The sequence below is a fragment of the Planctomicrobium stercoris genome (assembly GCF_051465655.1).
Lineage (GTDB): Bacteria > Planctomycetota > Planctomycetia > Planctomycetales > Planctomycetaceae > Planctomicrobium.
In genome coordinates this window covers 2,956,455-2,972,248 of record NZ_CP195791.1, presented here as the reverse complement: position 1 = coordinate 2,972,248, position 15,794 = coordinate 2,956,455, and the positions used below count along the sequence as shown (strand labels likewise).

General features: G+C 57.9%; 13 protein-coding genes. 1 reads left to right on the top strand and 12 read right to left on the bottom strand.

The features are described from left to right. Positions 1 to 175: 175 nt before the first annotated feature. The 6 genes from SH661x_RS12210 to SH661x_RS12185 all read right to left on the bottom strand — a co-directional run bounded on the left by SH661x_RS12210 (position 176) and on the right by SH661x_RS12185 (position 6,553). A complete protein-coding gene (locus SH661x_RS12210) occupies positions 176 to 1,039 on the bottom strand; it encodes a fumarylacetoacetate hydrolase family protein (RefSeq protein WP_437221714.1) in 864 nt (287 codons plus the stop codon). Then, positions 1,039 to 2,040, bottom strand: coding sequence for an RluA family pseudouridine synthase (locus tag SH661x_RS12205; RefSeq protein WP_437221712.1), 1,002 nt, complete (start codon positions 2,038 to 2,040; stop codon positions 1,039 to 1,041). The genes SH661x_RS12210 and SH661x_RS12205 overlap by 1 nt, the downstream gene beginning before the upstream one ends. Before the next feature lie 199 nt (positions 2,041 to 2,239). Further along, a complete protein-coding gene (locus tag SH661x_RS12200; protein ID WP_437221709.1) occupies positions 2,240 to 3,250 on the bottom strand; it encodes a tetratricopeptide repeat protein in 1,011 nt (336 codons plus the stop codon). A gap of 231 nt (positions 3,251 to 3,481) precedes the next feature. Continuing rightward, positions 3,482 to 4,231 (bottom strand): hypothetical protein, encoded by a 750-nt coding sequence (locus SH661x_RS12195; RefSeq protein WP_437221706.1) that lies wholly within the window; start codon positions 4,229 to 4,231, stop codon positions 3,482 to 3,484. Positions 4,232 to 4,314: 83 nt separating this feature from the next. Continuing rightward, positions 4,315 to 5,670 carry a hemolysin family protein gene (locus SH661x_RS12190; protein ID WP_437221704.1) on the bottom strand — a complete coding sequence of 452 codons (1,356 nt, stop codon included), beginning with the start codon at positions 5,668 to 5,670 and terminating at the stop codon, positions 4,315 to 4,317. Positions 5,671 to 5,842: 172 nt separating this feature from the next. Beyond that, positions 5,843 to 6,553 carry an MgtC/SapB family protein gene (locus tag SH661x_RS12185; RefSeq protein WP_437221701.1) on the bottom strand — a complete coding sequence of 237 codons (711 nt, stop codon included), beginning with the start codon at positions 6,551 to 6,553 and terminating at the stop codon, positions 5,843 to 5,845. Between the two features lie 320 nt (positions 6,554 to 6,873). Between SH661x_RS12185 and SH661x_RS12180 the strand changes: the two genes are divergently transcribed. Further along, complete coding sequence (locus SH661x_RS12180; protein ID WP_437221699.1) at positions 6,874 to 8,277, top strand: proline dehydrogenase family protein; 1,404 nt, start codon at positions 6,874 to 6,876, stop codon at positions 8,275 to 8,277. 115 nt (positions 8,278 to 8,392) lie between these two features. Here the strand turns inward: SH661x_RS12180 and SH661x_RS12175 are convergent, their stop codons facing one another. The 6 genes from SH661x_RS12175 to SH661x_RS12150 all read right to left on the bottom strand — a co-directional run bounded on the left by SH661x_RS12175 (position 8,393) and on the right by SH661x_RS12150 (position 15,693). After that, positions 8,393 to 9,385 carry a hypothetical protein gene (locus SH661x_RS12175; protein ID WP_437221697.1) on the bottom strand — a complete coding sequence of 331 codons (993 nt, stop codon included), beginning with the start codon at positions 9,383 to 9,385 and terminating at the stop codon, positions 8,393 to 8,395. A gap of 485 nt (positions 9,386 to 9,870) precedes the next feature. Continuing rightward, entirely contained in the window at positions 9,871 to 10,665 is a 795-nt protein-coding gene (locus SH661x_RS12170; protein ID WP_437221695.1) for an HpcH/HpaI aldolase family protein, read from the bottom strand. A gap of 134 nt (positions 10,666 to 10,799) precedes the next feature. Beyond that, positions 10,800 to 12,281, bottom strand: coding sequence for an endo-1,4-beta-xylanase (locus tag SH661x_RS12165; RefSeq protein WP_437221692.1), 1,482 nt, complete (start codon positions 12,279 to 12,281; stop codon positions 10,800 to 10,802). A 314-nt stretch (positions 12,282 to 12,595) separates the two neighbouring features. Next, complete coding sequence (locus tag SH661x_RS12160; RefSeq protein ID WP_437221690.1) at positions 12,596 to 13,276, bottom strand: HAD family hydrolase; 681 nt, start codon at positions 13,274 to 13,276, stop codon at positions 12,596 to 12,598. A gap of 108 nt (positions 13,277 to 13,384) precedes the next feature. Then, positions 13,385 to 14,755, bottom strand: coding sequence for a Gfo/Idh/MocA family protein (locus SH661x_RS12155; protein WP_437221689.1), 1,371 nt, complete (start codon positions 14,753 to 14,755; stop codon positions 13,385 to 13,387). Positions 14,756 to 15,156: 401 nt separating this feature from the next. Beyond that, entirely contained in the window at positions 15,157 to 15,693 is a 537-nt protein-coding gene (locus tag SH661x_RS12150) for a hypothetical protein (protein WP_437221687.1), read from the bottom strand. Positions 15,694 to 15,794: the final 101 nt, after the last annotated feature.

The window sequence follows — 15,794 nt, the reverse complement described above, 5'->3', positions numbered from 1 at the left end:
CAGTATTAGACTGGGGCAAGCTGCGTTTTTTGATGCGTGCAGGGGGGCCAGCTGGACAAATCCCGTGCCCGATGCGCAGGTTCCGTCCAGCGGAGAAACTGCATCATAGTCGATTTTTCAGGATTCGGATACAGGGGCCGGAACAGGAAATTGCGTTCTTCCGGCCACCGGTCCGCTACGAATCCTTGACGACCGGGTTTCTCAGGACGCCGATCCCGGTAATTTCAATTGAAATCTCATCGCCATCTTCCAGCGAAAAGTTGTCCTGCGGGACAATCCCCGTTCCTGTCAGCAGGAAAGCCCCTTCCGGGAAACGGTCTTCCCGACCCAGCCATCCCGCCAGATCCGGGAGCTTCCGATGCAGTTGTGCCAGGTCGGTTTCGCCCCGGAACATTTCCTGGCCGTTTCGTTCGATGAGCAGCTTGACCTTCGTCTCCGCAAGCGGCAGCGGCTGATCCGCCAGCAGAATGACCGGACCCAGGGCACAGCACTGCCGGTACACTTTCGCCTGTGGCAGATAGAGCGGATTTTCCCCCTCGATGTCCCGGGCCGACATGTCATTGCCGATGGTGTAACCGACAATCTCCATACTCGGATTCAGAACCAGAGTCAGTTCCGGTTCCGGGACGCTCCACTGGCTGTCTTTGCGAACCCGGACAGGCGTCCCCGGATGTGCCACTCGCGAGGGAGTCGCTTTGAAGAACAGTTCGGGGCGATCGGCGGAGTAAACCTTATCGTAGTGGGACGCTCCCGATTCCGATTCCTCCATGCGGGCCACCTGGCTTCGCTTGTACGTCACGCCGGCCGCCCAGACTTCCTGCTGGTCGATCGGGGCGAGAAATTTCAGGCTCTCGAGCGGGACAGACGTGGCATCGGCCAGCAGCATGGAGGCTGTCTGGGCAGGGTTCGATGCGTGGAGCAGATCCGCCAGCGACAGAATCCCGGGGGCTTTGTTCAGCGGCAGAATCTTCGCTTCGGCTTCTTCGATGACGGCGACTGCGAGGACGTGATCGGCGGTTTCAACCTTGGCCAGTTTCATCAGTCGAGCTTTCTAAAAGTTTCGAGTGCCTGCAAAGTCCGCTGCATATCTTCCGGGATCGGTGCTTTGAATTCCATCCACTCTTCGGTCACCGGATGACGAATTTTCAGGCGGAAGGCGTGCAGCCCCTGACGGGCGATCAACGGCTCTTCGCCCGGTTCAACCGACTTTCCCGCCAGTTCCGAGAGGAAAAGCTTGTCATGCCCTGCGTAAAGTCGGTCCGCAACGCAGGGGGCCTTGAGAGACTGAAGATGCACGCGCAGCTGATGTGTTCGACCGGTGTGAGGGAGCAGCTGAACTTCGGCGTATCCGCGAAACCGCTGGAGGACGCGATAGTGTGTAATCGCTTCTCGTGACTTTTCATCCGGCTGGCAGATGATCATTTTCTCATGAGCCTTGGGATGAACTTTCATGTGTGTGCGGATGATGTCTTCATCCCGTTCGAGCTTCCCGCGCACGATGGCGCGGTATTCCTTCTCGACTTCACGCTGTTCGAACTGTCGGCTCAGCCGGTTATGCACCTGATTGTCTTTGGCAATGATGATCACGCCGGTGGTGTCGCGGTCGAGGCGATGCACGATCCCGGGACGGAGCTGACCAGCGACATCACTGAGCTGATTGAAGTGGTACTGCACCGCCGCGGCCAGCGTCCCGGTGTAATTGGCCTTCCCAGGGTGGGTGACCATATCGGCCGGCTTGTTGATGACCGCGATGGCGTCATCTTCGTAAAGCACTTCGATCGGCAGATTTTCCGGAGCCAGACTGCTGTCGGGAGTCTCGGGAAGCGTGACCGCAATGCGATCATTCACGCGGAGGCGACGCGACGCTTTGACCGGAAGTCCATTTACCAGCACCGACTGGTTTTCAATCGCCTTCTGAAACAGAACCCGGCTGTGATTGGGAAAAATCCGTGACAGATAATGATCCACACGCCAACCATGGGCGCGGGACTCGACGGTGATATTCTGCAGGTCCGGTTCGGAATCAGGCTCGCCGCTCATCGGAATAAATCCATTGTGGCGGGTCGCTCAGCCGGAACGCCACCCTTTCGTGAGATCCGCTCAAGTAAGACAGTTCGACTTCTTGAAAAGTTCTATGAATGATCTGCCAGAGCACGAAGCGTGAGCGAGTGCACTTTTTAAATGACGCGACTTAATGCACTTGCTCACGCGGCGTGCTCTGAAAAATCAAACTGTAGTACTAGTTCGCTGCGGGTTCAGCCGGAGCCTCTTCAGCGGGTGCTGGAGCCGGTTCCTCTGATTTGCTTTCAGCAGCGGGCTCGGACGGAGTCTCTTGCTTCGGTTCCCCCTCGGGTGCTGGGGCGGGAGTGTCGGCCGGCTTCTCTTCCGGCTTCGACTCTGGTTTGCTTTCAGCAGCTTCCTCGGGAACAGGTTTGGCTGGCGTTTCCGTTGCGGGATCGGCCGGTTTGGCAGGCATTTCGATGCCTTCAGGAACTCCGGGCTCCTGACCTTCCTCAAGTGACTTGAGCAGATCGGCTGCGTCGTCGATGGAGAGTTCGGATTTCAGGTTCTGGACCGAAGGGATGTCCTTGGGACCAGGGCGATCTGCCGGCTTGGGATCCTGCTTGCGGAACCAGGCATAAAACTCCTGCGCGTTGCCGGTCTTGAGTTCGTTGACTCGGGACTCAGCCCAGTTCTTATGCGGAGTTTTCGGATACTCTTTGAGCAGTTCTTCGTAAGCTGCAATGGCGGGTTTGGTATCGCCATCGGACAGGGCTTCCAGGCAGGTGGCCAGACCGTACAGGGCTTCCTGTCGAATTTCAGGCGGAGTCGACTTCTTCTTCAGCAGCGTTTCGTAGGCTTCCTTGGCGTTGTTCAGGGCAACATCACTGGCAGCACGATTGGTCAAGGCCTGTGGGAGTCCTTCGGAAACGTAAAGCTTGCCAGCTTCAAGCCGGGACCAGTCACCTACGGGTGAATTCGGGAATTTGTCGGCGAGCGCCAGGTAATCTTCCGGAGCGCGACAGTCTGCAAATGCATTCCAGGCGGCAGCGTCACGGGTTCCTGCGGTGCGGAACCAGACAATCCCTGCGACAAGGGCGATCGCCACGACGAAGACACCGACCAGAATCTGGTTGGTATAAGGTTCGACTTTCGTCAAACCCTTGTTCAACTCACGTTCCAGCACGGACTGATCGGGGGCGTGTTGAAAATGCTCGTGACTGCTCGTCTCGGGGGTCGTTCCTGCCATTGCCGGTTTCAGCCTACTGCCTTGTCAGGCTCTTGATTGTCGTGCAACGCAATCCGACTGGCGAAAGGACCAGCGTCCGGTTGCAGACAGGATAGGGATCTTCTTCCTGTCACCACGTCCGTGCGTGATGCCTGAAGATGAGTTCTGTGCAGGGAACGGTCAATTCCCTTCGCAGAACCGCAAAATGTTGCGGTGCTCACCCTCAAGTCCAGCGCGGCAGTATAGATGCGTTTAGGAAAAACGGTCAAGTTGCTCGCAACAAGGTTTCCCGATCTCCTCTCCTTCAACACGTGTTCCCCCGGCTGGACGAAGGGATTTCGTATCGAACGCGAAGTGTTCTTCCGGCAGCAGGTCGGTCATATGTTCCCGGACCAGACGGCGTCCCTGCACCAGCACCTGCAGCACGCTGCGCGGCAGCGGCCGGGACTGAACGCGGCGCATTACCTGATTCAAGCGGAACAGTAACCTCTCATCATCGGTGTAATCGACGAGAAATCGTTCGGTGATAAAGAGTTCGATAAACCGTGACAGGTCCCGGGGAGGCTGCGTCGCGATGGCGGAAACGGTGTGCTCAATGCGCTGCGGATCGACCTGGCTGCAGGCCTGATAATACGCGTCCAACGCCGCGGGATCGTCTTCGCTCAGAACGGCGTCCATAAGGAGTTCGGTCACAATGTGCCCAAGGAAACCGCAGTTCCAGTCGTCGTCGGGGCCGAGAGTCTCGCGAAAATGACGCCCCAAAGTTCCCGTGACGGCATAAAATCCGGCGGTGCCGTGAAACCACTGGTCGTCGAAAAGATGCTGCAGCATCCCCAATGCGAGCTCGTGGTCCTCTTCGGTCAGTGCGGGAAGTCGCAGTTCGATCGTTTTCCGACGAACTCGCGATTTCCGGTCCACGACGCTGAGCATGTCGGGGATGGCGGAGCCAATGAGAAAGTACGGCCGGTCAAGATACCGGATGCCATGGGCGAGGTAATTCACATCATACAGGATACGCGAAGCGACGAAGAAAGTCAGGTAGAAACGACTTCAGGAAGGCGGTCCCATGAAGGGACCGTCACCCGTCACTGAGCGTCGGAGGGCCGGCGTTCAGGAGACTCTCCTTTCGGAGAGAGATAAGCTTCCATGACTTTATGACGCCGGGTCTTGCGAACAAGGATCCGCAGGTCCGAAGTCTCGATGGTCTCGGATCCCCGGATGGGACCATCGATGCGGGCCGTAATCCAGTCATTGAGATTCCGGATTTCCTCATCCGATTCCGTCGGAGGTAAAGCGATCCCGGTCTGCCGTTCCAGTGCCGAGAGCGACAGACCTCCGCCGACAATCCACCCGCGACCGGTCGCCACCGCCTGAAAGGGGAGGCGGTCATACTCATCTTCCATTTCGCCGATCAGCTCTTCGATCATGTCTTCCATCGTCACCATCCCGACGATCTGCCCCGCGGAATCGGTGACCAGTGCAATATGGGCCCGATGATGAATCAGCCGTTCGAGCACCTGTGCAATCGGAAGGTCAGCCGAATAGCGGTTGATCTTTCTCACGATGTTTCGAATCGTGTCTTCTTCGGGAGAAAACCGCAGATGGGCGACGATGTCCTTGAACATCACATAGCCGATGATCCCCTGTGGATCTCCCGGACGCTCCGTGACCGGAAAGCGTGTGTGCATGTCCAGATGCGCCGCGATTAACGCGTCGCCCGCAGAAAGATCGGCATCGATGAAGCTGATGAATTCTGTCGGGAGCATGATCTCCCGCACCGGTCGCTGCGACAGTTCGGCAGCTCCCAGAATGATCTTTTCCTGCTGAGACCCGATCAGCCGTGACGTTCGTGCGATCGCCACACTGGCCCGCAACTCCTGCAGTTCCGTGGATTCCGCAACTTCAGAGGCTTTTGATTTCGATGATCTCAGGAGTTCAATCCACTTCAGCAGCTGCTGGACTGAACCTTCGAGCAACCAGACCAGCGGCCACACAACATACGAAAAGACCTTCATTGGTGGAGAAAGCCGCAGGACCACCAGTTCCGGATTCCGCAGAGCGAAGACCTTGGGAATCAGTTCCCCAAAGACGATCATGAACGCCGTCAGCGGGAGCACGACGAAGATGATCGCCATAATTTCAGAGGCAGTCTCGGAGATTCGAAGCTGGCTCTGGAAGAATGGAGCCAGCTGTTCTTCGGCTCCGACTCCGGCGGTCGCTCCCGCAATGGACCCGACGAAGGTGATCCCCAGCTGGACCACCGCGAGACTGCCTTCCATGCTCTGCTTCATCTTCAGAGCAGCTTTGGCCCCCCGGCGTCCGGAATCGGCCAGGGATTTCACGCGAGGGAGGGTAATGGAGGCGAGGGCGATCTCAAAAGCGGCCATGATGCCATTGAGAACGATCATGCAAAGCATGATGCCGAATTGAATACCCCACATTTACGAAATCCCGGTGATCAGGTCTTGAGACTGGGGATTCTAGTGACGCGTGCCTGAAGATTCATCACCAGTTTCTGCTCAAATTGAGGGCAAGCGATGTCTCACCAGTCCGCAGGTCACCGAAAGACCCTCCTCAAGGCTTTGGGATCAGGTCGGAATCGGGCAATCCCCTTCACTTCGGCTCGGGAGACCACTCGAACCGGACCAGCCCGGGGAGCTGGGAGAGATTCTGGATAATAGGCGGAATCCTGATATCGTCCCGGCGCACGTGATGCTTGAGGTAGTACCGCAGCTTGCGACGACGGTGCAGTTCGGAGTGATGGTCGGCGACAGACACCGAGACGATTTTGAAATGTTCGTCCCTCAGCGAACGGGTGATCTCTTCTTCAGTCGGTCCTTCCTGTCCAAGGACCAGCAGGAGGGTGGCTCGCTGTTCCTGCGTCATGAATTTTTCGATCGAACGGAACGACTTCAGGACCAGAAGACCGATCCCCAGCATTGCCAGCCCCAGTCCATATTCACCGGCCCCCAGGCAAAGTCCCATGATCGTCACGTACCACAACGTGGCTGCCGTGGTCACTCCGGTGACCAGTTTCTCGCGACGGAGGATCGCCCCGCCCCCGATGAACCCCATCCCGGAGAGCACCCCCAGCGGTAAACGCATGAGGTCGAGCTTGATGAAAGAATTCGGAGCGCTGCCGGCCATGGAGAGCATCAGGTTCACCTGAATCATCGAGACCGCAGCCGCCAGACAGACCAGAATCGTGGTCCGCAGCCCCGCAGCGTGCCCCCGTTCTCCCCGGTCATGACCGATCAGCCCCCCGGCAATCACGGTTAATACCAGTCGCAAAGCGACTTCCGGCCATTCCAGTGTCAGACTCACAGCATCACACTCAGTTCAAGGTCATCGTAGATTGTCACAGTCCATGAGTTGTTCAATTTTAGTGGTGCATCCCGCTCGACAAGCCCAAAGTTTGCGGGCAATTCGCATTTCGTAACTCCTGTTTTCGCAGGAATTTCGACGGTCCCGATGATGCACGTCTGTGGAGTTTCCGGAAGACTTCGCGAATCGCAGCCAGATCGGTATCCTCTCGGGATGGACGAGCAGAAGACCGGTTCAAAGTCGCTGAATTGCGGCGAACTGGAACCGACCTGACTGCGAGTTCCGGCTTTCGCACTTGATGGAAGAGAACGACGGACATTATGGCCAAACGCACGCGCACGGATGCATCAGATCAGCCTGAAAATTCAGATGCACTGGAACAGCGGACCCAGAAAATCGGCCATGAACTGTGGGCCCAGTTGAAACGACGTTCCCCCTCGGTGTTCGAACGCCGCTGGTGGCTCGACCATATTCTTGAATGGGCGATGCATGATGAATCGGTGAAGATTCAGATGTTTCGCTTTGTCGACGTGCTGCCGACGCTGAAATCCAGCAGCTCAGTCACACATCACCTGCAGGAATACTTTGACGAAGTCCGCAGCCACCTGCCGTACGCGGTGCGTCTGGGACTGGATGTCGCCCAGCCCGATTCGCTGCTGGGAAAGGCTCTGGCACTCAACGCCCGGACCAATGCCCGCAAGATGGCAGAACGGTTCATTGCCGGCACTCGGCCGGAAGAGGTCTTTAAATCTGTCTCGAAGTTGCGGAAGAGCGGCCTGGCGTTCACGCTCGATCTGCTGGGCGAACTGGTGATCAGCGAACCCGAAGCGGTCGCCTATCAGTCGGCGTACAAAACCCTGATCGAAGATCTGGCCCCGCGAACCGAGAGCTGGATCGACGACGCGGTCCTGGACCGGGATGAGCATGGTTACATTCCCCGCTGTAACGTGTCGATCAAGCTGTCGGCGTTGACCAGCCACTTCAACCCGATGGATCCGACCGGGACCTCGGAACGGGTGCGAAAGCGACTGCGGCCGCTGTTCCGAGTGGCCCGCAAGCTGGACGCCTTCATCAATGTCGACATGGAGCATTATGCGTATAAGGATCTGATCATCCAGATCTTCCAGGAGATCTGTGACGAAGAGGAATTCCGCGACTGGGGGAATGTCGGAATCGTGATTCAGGCCTATCTGCTGGATGCGGAGAAAGACCTGAAACTGCTGAGAGACTGGGCCGAACGCCGGGGAACGCCCGTGTGGGTCCGGCTTGTGAAAGGTGCCTACTGGGACCACGAAACGATCACAGCGGACTATCGCGGATGGCCTTGTCCCGTCTTTCGGGAGAAATGGCAGTCGGACCAGAACTTCGAACAGCAGACCCGATATCTCTTCGAAAACCGTGCCTGGCTGCGACCAGCCATTGCCTCGCACAACCTGCGGAGCCTGTCATTCGCCATGGCCATCGCAGAAGAGCTGAAGGTTCCGCAGTCCGCCTGGGAAATCCAGATGCTGCATGGAATGGCCGAAGAGATGCAGGGGCTGCTCAGTGAGCGTGGATATCGAGTCCGGATCTATACGCCTTTCGGAGAGATGCTTCCGGGGATGTCTTATCTGGTGCGACGACTTCTGGAAAACACATCGAACGAATCGTTCCTGAGAAACGCGTACCATCAGGGGACGGAAATCAGCCAGCTGATGCGTGCTCCCGGTGCAACCAAGGCGTGAGGCAGCGGTTCGCCTCTGCGTCAGTTCCGCTTCCATCTTCCGCAAAAAGAAGATGCGTGCAGCCACATTGTGGTGACTGCACGCATGAGTCTGGTTTTCAAACTGTTTACGCAGCTTATTTGCGGGCGAGTTCGATGTCCGGGGCGAACCCGGGGGCGACTTCCATCCGGGTCATCGCCCGATTCTGGTAAGTGGTCTGAGTGACGATCCGCTGTCGATTGACCGTCACGCTGGCGACCGGAACGGAGTCAAGGTCCAGTGGAGCCGGCAGCACTTCCGTTCCCAGCGGGAGCACTTCATTCGAGTCCGGAATCGCTGGCTCGACGGGAGCGGGATTGGGAGTTGTCGACGGGATCCGGAAACCGTCGCCACTCTCAAACAGTGGGGCTGTGGAATTCGAGTTCGGGGCCGGATTGGGGATCGTCGAGTTGAGCCCTGAAGATCCCGAATTATTCGAGTTCGGGAACGAGGATGGGGGAATCGAAGTCCCGGTGTTCGGGATTGACGGAATCGTGGTGTCGTTCGTCCGGGGAGGGACTGGTCGGAAGTCATCCGCCGGCGGGTTGTTTCGTTCCGGTGGCGTTGTGGTCGCTGGGGGCGGATTCGCAGCCGGAGGATTCGACGGTGCGGCGCGAGTCGGTTCTGGCGTGGGACCGTTGTTGATATCCGGAGCATAGCCAGCACCGCAGTTGCCGCTGGCGCAATTTCCGCTCGCACAATTGCCACTGGCGCAGTTCCCGGAAACGCAGTCGCCGCAGCTGCCCGACGCACAGCTACACGGATTGCATCCGCAGGGAGCACATGGGGCTGCGTAGCCGTAGTTCGCGAAACCGGCACCGTAGGAGCTGTAGCTGAAGGCCGGGACATACCCGGCGGTATACGTCGTCCAGCGTGGCGAGTAATAGGAAGTGGTGGTGAATGCAGGGGCGTAGGCGGCACTGTATCCGTAGGCGGGCGCGCCGTACGCATAGCCGCCGTACATAGGCGTTGTTCCAAAGACAGCGTTGTAGGTCCAGGGAATGATCCCTGCATCCGCGGAAGAGGTCATCCCCCCTCCCAACGCCATCACAGCGATCAAAAACAGATTTCGACAGTCCGTCAGACGCATGGTCACTCCCGGTCTTTTCTCTCAACGATGTCAATTCAGTGGTGACGATGTCTCATTCGATGGATCCAGACCAGTTGGTCCAGACCGGATTCGAAGACGTTTCACCACATGTGCCAATGCCGTCCTGACAGGAGTATCCGTAAAACTCCGACTCCACATTGCCTGTTTTACCACTCCTCGGGCCGCTGTCAAACCGGAACAGCCATCCCCGGTGGAATGACCGCACCAGAAAACAGGGGATTCGCAGCAAGTGTGTCGGAAAATTACTGAAGAAATGAACGCAGCGATCGGACTTCGGAAGTGATCACTCACAGGGAGTTTTGCTGTCCGCGCAGACTTGCGGGGTGCGAATGTTCGGTGTCGCGACGATGAAGAAGCAAATTTGAATCGGTTTCCAACGACGTTCAACTGCACAGTTGAACGTGTGCCGCTGAACGTGTGTTGTCGTGATTTTCGACCGGCTGTTGTCCGGCACCGGCGCTCCATTACTGGAACAGGACGCGGAAGCGATCTTTCACGCCGACGATTCCCTGCTGGAAGGTGTGCACGTCGGAGGTCAGTGAGACCAGCTTGCAACCTTCCTTCAGGAACAGTTCGGCCTGTTCAGGAGCAAACGAAACCGCTCCGAATGTTTTTCCATGTGCCGCGCATGCTTTGGCGATGCGGCTGACCGCGCTGAGCAGCAGCGGATGCATCATCTGGCCAGTCACCCCATAGGCCTGACTGAGATCTGCGGGGCCGATGAAGAGGTGGTCGACGCCGTCGATCGAAGCAATTTCTTCACAGCATTCGACAGCAGCCACCGTTTCAATCTGAATCGCGACGAAGGACTTTTCGTTGGCTTCCCGGCAGAAATCGGGAATCGCCTTCAGGCTGAACTTTCCGTCATAGCCCCAGTTGTTCAGGCCCCGGTTGCCGCGCGGGGCGAACTTCGCCCATTTCACAAACTCTTCAGCCTGCTCGGGGGTGGAGATCTGGGCAGCCATGACTCCGCCTGCTCCCGATTCCAGGCAGCGGGTGACCAGGGCGTAGTCGGTCGGTGCGAGTCGAACGAAGCAGTCCAGTCCGCTCGAGCGACCAGCACGGGCTGCGGCTTCAATCTGTTCGATGGTGAATCCTGAATGTTCGTGATCGATCCAGAACCCGTCGAATCCCCCCTGCAGACCATACATCTCGATCTGATTGGGTTGGAAGGAACGGCTGATCGCGAAGACGTTCAGTCGCTCGCCTTGTGCGAGTCGACTTTTGATGGACGGAGGGGGCGAAGGATACTGACTCATCGGGGGGAGACTCCTGAAGTTGGCTGAGAATTCTGCGTCGACACACTTTTCAGGGCGTGGTCGTGACTGTCGGACAGTAAAATTCAGGCTTCCGGAGACGTTCGCCTCGTCGGCTCATTCCCGGATGATCACGTTCAGCTCAGTTCGTGGTGAAGCTGATGCCGAAGCGGCTCGAACATTTTCTTCAACTTGCCGTCGGCGGTCACCAGACCGGCGTGTGGAAAACGGTGAGGTACCCCGTCGCCAAACTGACTCAGAAAGACTCCGTTGACGGAGGATTTCGCCAGCAGCAGCGGAACCAGATGCTCCAGCCAGTCGGCCTGCGTCTCTTCGCTCCACCGGTCCCGCCAGACGCCATCCTGGACAGGATATCTGGGATCGGCAAGGGGATCGGGAGTGGCCGAAGACGGGCAAGCGATGTTGACGTGAATCTGCAGCTGCAGCTGGCTCCACATGTCAATCAGTTTCGAAATCGACAGCATGTCGCGGGCATAGCAGGCTTTTGACCCGTACCCCGAATTGATTTCGAGCGTGACCCCGGCCAGTCCCAGGTTCGACCGCACCAGAGCGTCGACGAACTGGAAGGGAGACAGACGATGCCGGCCGTCCCGCTGGTATTCACCCCAGGGGCAGTCGACCCGGATAAAGAACTGGGCGTCGGAATCGGTCCGCTTGGCCGCTTCCAGCGTGCGCGCGACGAGGGCGAGGCAATGGTCTTCGCCAAGGCCCAGGGCACCGCCGGTATTTCCGTAGGCAGCGACTTCCCACAAACGGATCAGTCCCTGATACCGGGAGATGGTCGTTTCAATGTAGTCGCAGATGAAGATCGGCAGGTTCAGAAAGTCATTCTTCCAGGGAGTCAGCCATTCATGCAGCCCCCCCGGGCTCAGATCGATGAGTGGTCCGCCCCGGAGAATCGTCCGATGAGCGGAGCAGAACTCGACCAGTTGATCGACAGCATCCCAGTGGTAGGTTCCTTCGACCGGTTCGATGTCCTTCCAATGAATGGGGATCGATGCTGTGTTGAAGGCGTGGTGGAAAATCTCCTGACCCGAAGGGGTGAGCACGGTGCTGTCCAGGACGCTTCCGACGAGTCCCGGAGCGTGGTGGGTGGAGCGTCGAATGCTGGTCAGGCGCTGCACGGTGTAGGCATCGATCAGCAGTGCGGAGGCAGCGCAGGCACGTTCGATGGCGGACGCTGCCAGCTGGCAAGCAGAATCAAGATCTCCCGCAGCGACGCCCGCTTTTGCAAAGAATTGAAATGCCTCCCGCTGCAGCTTTCTGAACGCGTCGGGAATGGCCATCCCGGACTGTTCCCACGATGCCCAGCTTTCACGGACTTCGGAAAGCTTACCGCGCGCCAGTTCGACAGGGAGGAGATAGGGATCATCCCGTTCGCGCAGCGACGTTGTGGTCAAAACCGGTCGACCGATGCCCGGAACAGGCCAGGGCAGATTGAGTTTGGCGCTTTCGGAGCTGGGACGGCGGCAGATCAGAACCGGTCCTTCCATCTCGATGCGAGAGGGGAAGATCCGTCCATCCATTCCACTGAGATAAGCGTCAGTGAAGTCGGGAAGGCCGCTCGATGACGGGGGCGGATGGACGAGGAACCGCATCACGCCCATGGCAATCCATCTCCCGTGTTGTGAAAGCAACCAGTTTTGAGTGTGTAAATCAGAGAAGTCGACTCTTGCCGGCCCGAGAAATTCGATGCACAACGGAGGGACAGACTGTACTTTCAGTTTAGTTTTGGCGTCGGACGGCAGCAAGCAATTCCGTTCTCCAACGGCAATTCCTCGAGTAATTGTGTCGAATCTGAACCCGTGATCCCCGTTCGCAGACAGAATTTTGCGATCACCCGAGAATCTTCCTCAAGTGCGGCGCCCTGTCGAATTTGACGCCGCTTCCCTATCGAAACCCGAGAACCGGTCTAGCCGACGAGTGTCCGCATGACCGCATCCACATCCTGCAGAGACTCGCAGAGCAGGTCGGGCTGGCAGGGGGCCAGCTCTTCCAGGGTGTAGATTCCGGTTCCGACCGCCAGCACTTTGGCTCCGATGGCGCGACCGCATTTCACGTCTGCAGGAGTATCGCCGATGACCCAGAGCCGATCCGGGTGAATTTCGTGCCTCAGATACTCCAATGCGGAGTTATGGGCCAGCCGGGCGACGTCATCGCGATCGAAATGGTGGTCCCCGTAACCGCCGAAGCTGAAGTGGTGATCAATCTGGTAATGCTTCAACTTCAGCCGGGCTCCGACTTCCAGATTTCCGGTCAGCAGACCGAGTGCGACGTCGTCACGAGCACTCAATTCCTGCAGCAGCGACACCACCCCGGGAAGGATGCTGCCGTTCTTTGTCGCCAGCGAGAGCGGAAGATGTTTCAGATAGGCTTCCAGAAACCGGGACCAGTTGATGTCGTCAACAGGCAGTGAATGGAAATTGAACAGGTCGGTGGTGATCGCCTTGTCGGTGCGGCCGGCTGCCGGAATTTCGGTGTATGGACCGCCGACCGAAAAGGCCTCCAGCAGGGCCTGCTCCATGGCGTGTTGTCCCGCCCCGCCGGAGTCGAGCAGCGTTCCATCGATATCAAAGAGGCAAACGGTTTTCATGGAAGGGATTGTCGTAAAATTCAATGACAGAAACAGGACTGGAAAACGAAACTGCGGCCGGCAGTTTATGGTGCCGTCCGCAGTTTCGAGAAGGACGATCTTCAACGTTTACATGTTGATTTCGTATCCCTTGCGATTCTCACGAGCGAGGAACGAGTTGGCCTGCGGATCGCCGACGATTTCCCGTTTCACGGGGTCCCAGCTCAATTCGCGTCCCAGACGCATGGCGATATTGGACAAATGACAGATCTCGAGCATGCGGTTGTGAGACCAGACGTCGGAGATCGGCTGCTTGCGGCTCTTCATCGCATCGGTGAAGTTGGCCGTATGGTTTTCGCTGACCTTGCCGCCGTAAACTTCTTCAATCGCCCCTTCCGGAAGAGGTTTGTCCTTGAGGTCGTCGACCGGCTTGCCGGTGATCTTGCCGCGGTTCACGAAGAAGCGGCCTTCGGTTCCTTCGAAGAGAATGCCGTTGTCCCCCTCGCTGGTGATGATCATTTCCACGTCGTCAGGCATGGCCACCTGAATTGTGAAACTGGTGGCGGCGTTGTACTGGTCGTTGACGGTCGGCCAGCCGTCCTTGTACTCCACCGGCAGGGAATACTTGACCGGGTTGATCTTGCTGGGTCCGGTGTCCGTGGCTCCCAGGGCCCAGCAGGCAATATCGACGTGATGGGCTCCCCAGTCGGTCAGCTTTCCGCCGGAGTACTCGTGCCAGTTGCGGAACGAATAGTGACAGTTGCTGTAGAGGGGAACTCCGCCTCCGTACCCTTCACGCATTTCGGGCAGGGCCCGATAGGCGACAGCCGGGGCAGGCCCCAGCCAGAAATCGTAGTCAATCTGTTCTGGGACAGGTGCTTCAGGAATCACGGGAGACGCTTCCATCCCGTTGATTCCGCAGGTCACTTTCGTCACTTTGCCGATGCGGCCGGCCCGGATGAGGGCGACCGCCAGCAGGAATCGCTGATCGGATTCGGTCCGCTGCATCGTCCCGACCTGAAAGACACGTCCCGTCTGCTTGACGATCTTCTCGATGAGCTTTCCTTCATCGATGGTCAAGGTGAGGGGCTTTTCGCAGTAAACGTCCTTGCCTGCCAGCATCGCTTCGACTGCAATCTTCGTATGCCAGTGGTCCGGAGTTGCGATCATGACCGCATCGATCTCTTTGCGATCGAGAACCTTTCGGTAGTCCTTGTAGCCGTCCGGCTTCTTTCCCTGATCTTTCTCGACCCGGTTAACGTTCTCCTGCAGAACATTGGCATCCACATCTGCCAGAGCCGCAAAATCGGCAAACCTGAACGATTTGCTGGTGATACTCCAGCCCTGATTTCTCAGGCCGATCGTCGCAAAAACCGGCCGGTCATTTGCGGACTCGTATCCGAACGCCCGTTGGGCAGCGGGGCGCAGGAAGCCGGAGGCTCCGACTGCGGCAACCCCTTGAAGAAATCGACGTCGTGTTGTTCGCGGCAGATTCTGCATAGCTTAAAACCGTTCGTTCGGAAAGTGTCAGGGAAGGCAACACAGGGGGGACCTGCGTCCGTCAATATTTCACGGCGGTCGGCGTCAACCATCCTTCCGTTGGAAGGAAGTTGCCGCAGGCAGCGTGTCCTCGGTGGGAAAATCTCAAATTAGCGTAATCCGTTCGTTCCGGAAACCAGCGCGGCCGCAGATTCATGGAAGTCGACGAATACGTTGAACGAATGGCGGCTGTCGAGATTTGATCAACAGGCCAGAGGCCACTTTTCCCGGAATTCCCGCAAGACACCTGACGCGGGCAATTAACCCCTGTCTCAGGGGAGTGTGGCGGCGATTCGGGTGTATTTCTCGCTCGAAAGCTGTGTTTATCGCCGCCGGAACGCCACACTGTCGCGAGAGTCGCTCTAATTGAGGGGCGCGGAGATCTCCAGAAGGTCGACGGCGGGCGCCCGATTGCAGAAAATCGTCGCCATCCGGCCGTAGGTCACCCCATGCTCGGGCATCCACAAAAGCTGCGCAAGTTCCGGTCCTGCAGAGACTTCCAGTATGGCCCCCAAGTCGATATGCCGCAGCACATTGTGATTGATTAACACCCGCCCCAGAGGGGTCTGGCCAGCGAGAATCTCTTCGCGGACCAGTCGGGTGACGTAATCGAAGTTGAAGCGGACCAGACCGAACTGCACGGGGCGGCCGTTATCTGCGCGGGTCAGTACGATCTTGCGGCAGTAAATTTCCCCTTCCTGTGCCGTCTGAACAACTTGCACGTTCACCGGGGTCTGGTGGAATTCCTCCATCGTGACCGTCATATGGTGGTCATGAACCAGTAACTGCCGGTACGGCTCGGGGGTTGTGGAAGCGGGAATATGTTCCGCACGCTCCAGCAGTTCGCCGGGGTTGGAGAACATCGTCACCAGTTTCGTCAGCTCATCTTGCGGATTCACGGGTCAGCCATCCGGTTGCGAAACGAACAAGCACGTCACCCGCCCAGTCTAGAGTACGCTGCGGAACTTCGCGACTGGAATCCAAAGGGGGGTTCCGGGAT

What these genes read in the sequence shown, in the direction of transcription:
- SH661x_RS12210 (WP_437221714.1), bottom strand. Translation starts at nt 1,039, where the DNA reads ATGAAACTGGCCAAGGTTGAAACCGCCGATCACGTCCTCGCAGTCGCC.
- SH661x_RS12205 (WP_437221712.1), bottom strand. Translation starts at nt 2,040, where the DNA reads ATGAGCGGCGAGCCTGATTCCGAACCGGACCTGCAGAATATCACCGTC.
- SH661x_RS12200 (WP_437221709.1), bottom strand. Translation starts at nt 3,250, where the DNA reads ATGGCAGGAACGACCCCCGAGACGAGCAGTCACGAGCATTTTCAACAC.
- SH661x_RS12190 (WP_437221704.1), bottom strand. Translation starts at nt 5,670, where the DNA reads ATGTGGGGTATTCAATTCGGCATCATGCTTTGCATGATCGTTCTCAAT.
- SH661x_RS12180 (WP_437221699.1), top strand. Translation starts at nt 6,874, where the DNA reads ATGGCCAAACGCACGCGCACGGATGCATCAGATCAGCCTGAAAATTCA.
- SH661x_RS12175 (WP_437221697.1), bottom strand. Translation starts at nt 9,385, where the DNA reads ATGCGTCTGACGGACTGTCGAAATCTGTTTTTGATCGCTGTGATGGCG.
- SH661x_RS12170 (WP_437221695.1), bottom strand. Translation starts at nt 10,665, where the DNA reads ATGAGTCAGTATCCTTCGCCCCCTCCGTCCATCAAAAGTCGACTCGCA.
- SH661x_RS12165 (WP_437221692.1), bottom strand. Translation starts at nt 12,281, where the DNA reads ATGCGGTTCCTCGTCCATCCGCCCCCGTCATCGAGCGGCCTTCCCGAC.
- SH661x_RS12160 (WP_437221690.1), bottom strand. Translation starts at nt 13,276, where the DNA reads ATGAAAACCGTTTGCCTCTTTGATATCGATGGAACGCTGCTCGACTCC.
- SH661x_RS12155 (WP_437221689.1), bottom strand. Translation starts at nt 14,755, where the DNA reads ATGCAGAATCTGCCGCGAACAACACGACGTCGATTTCTTCAAGGGGTT.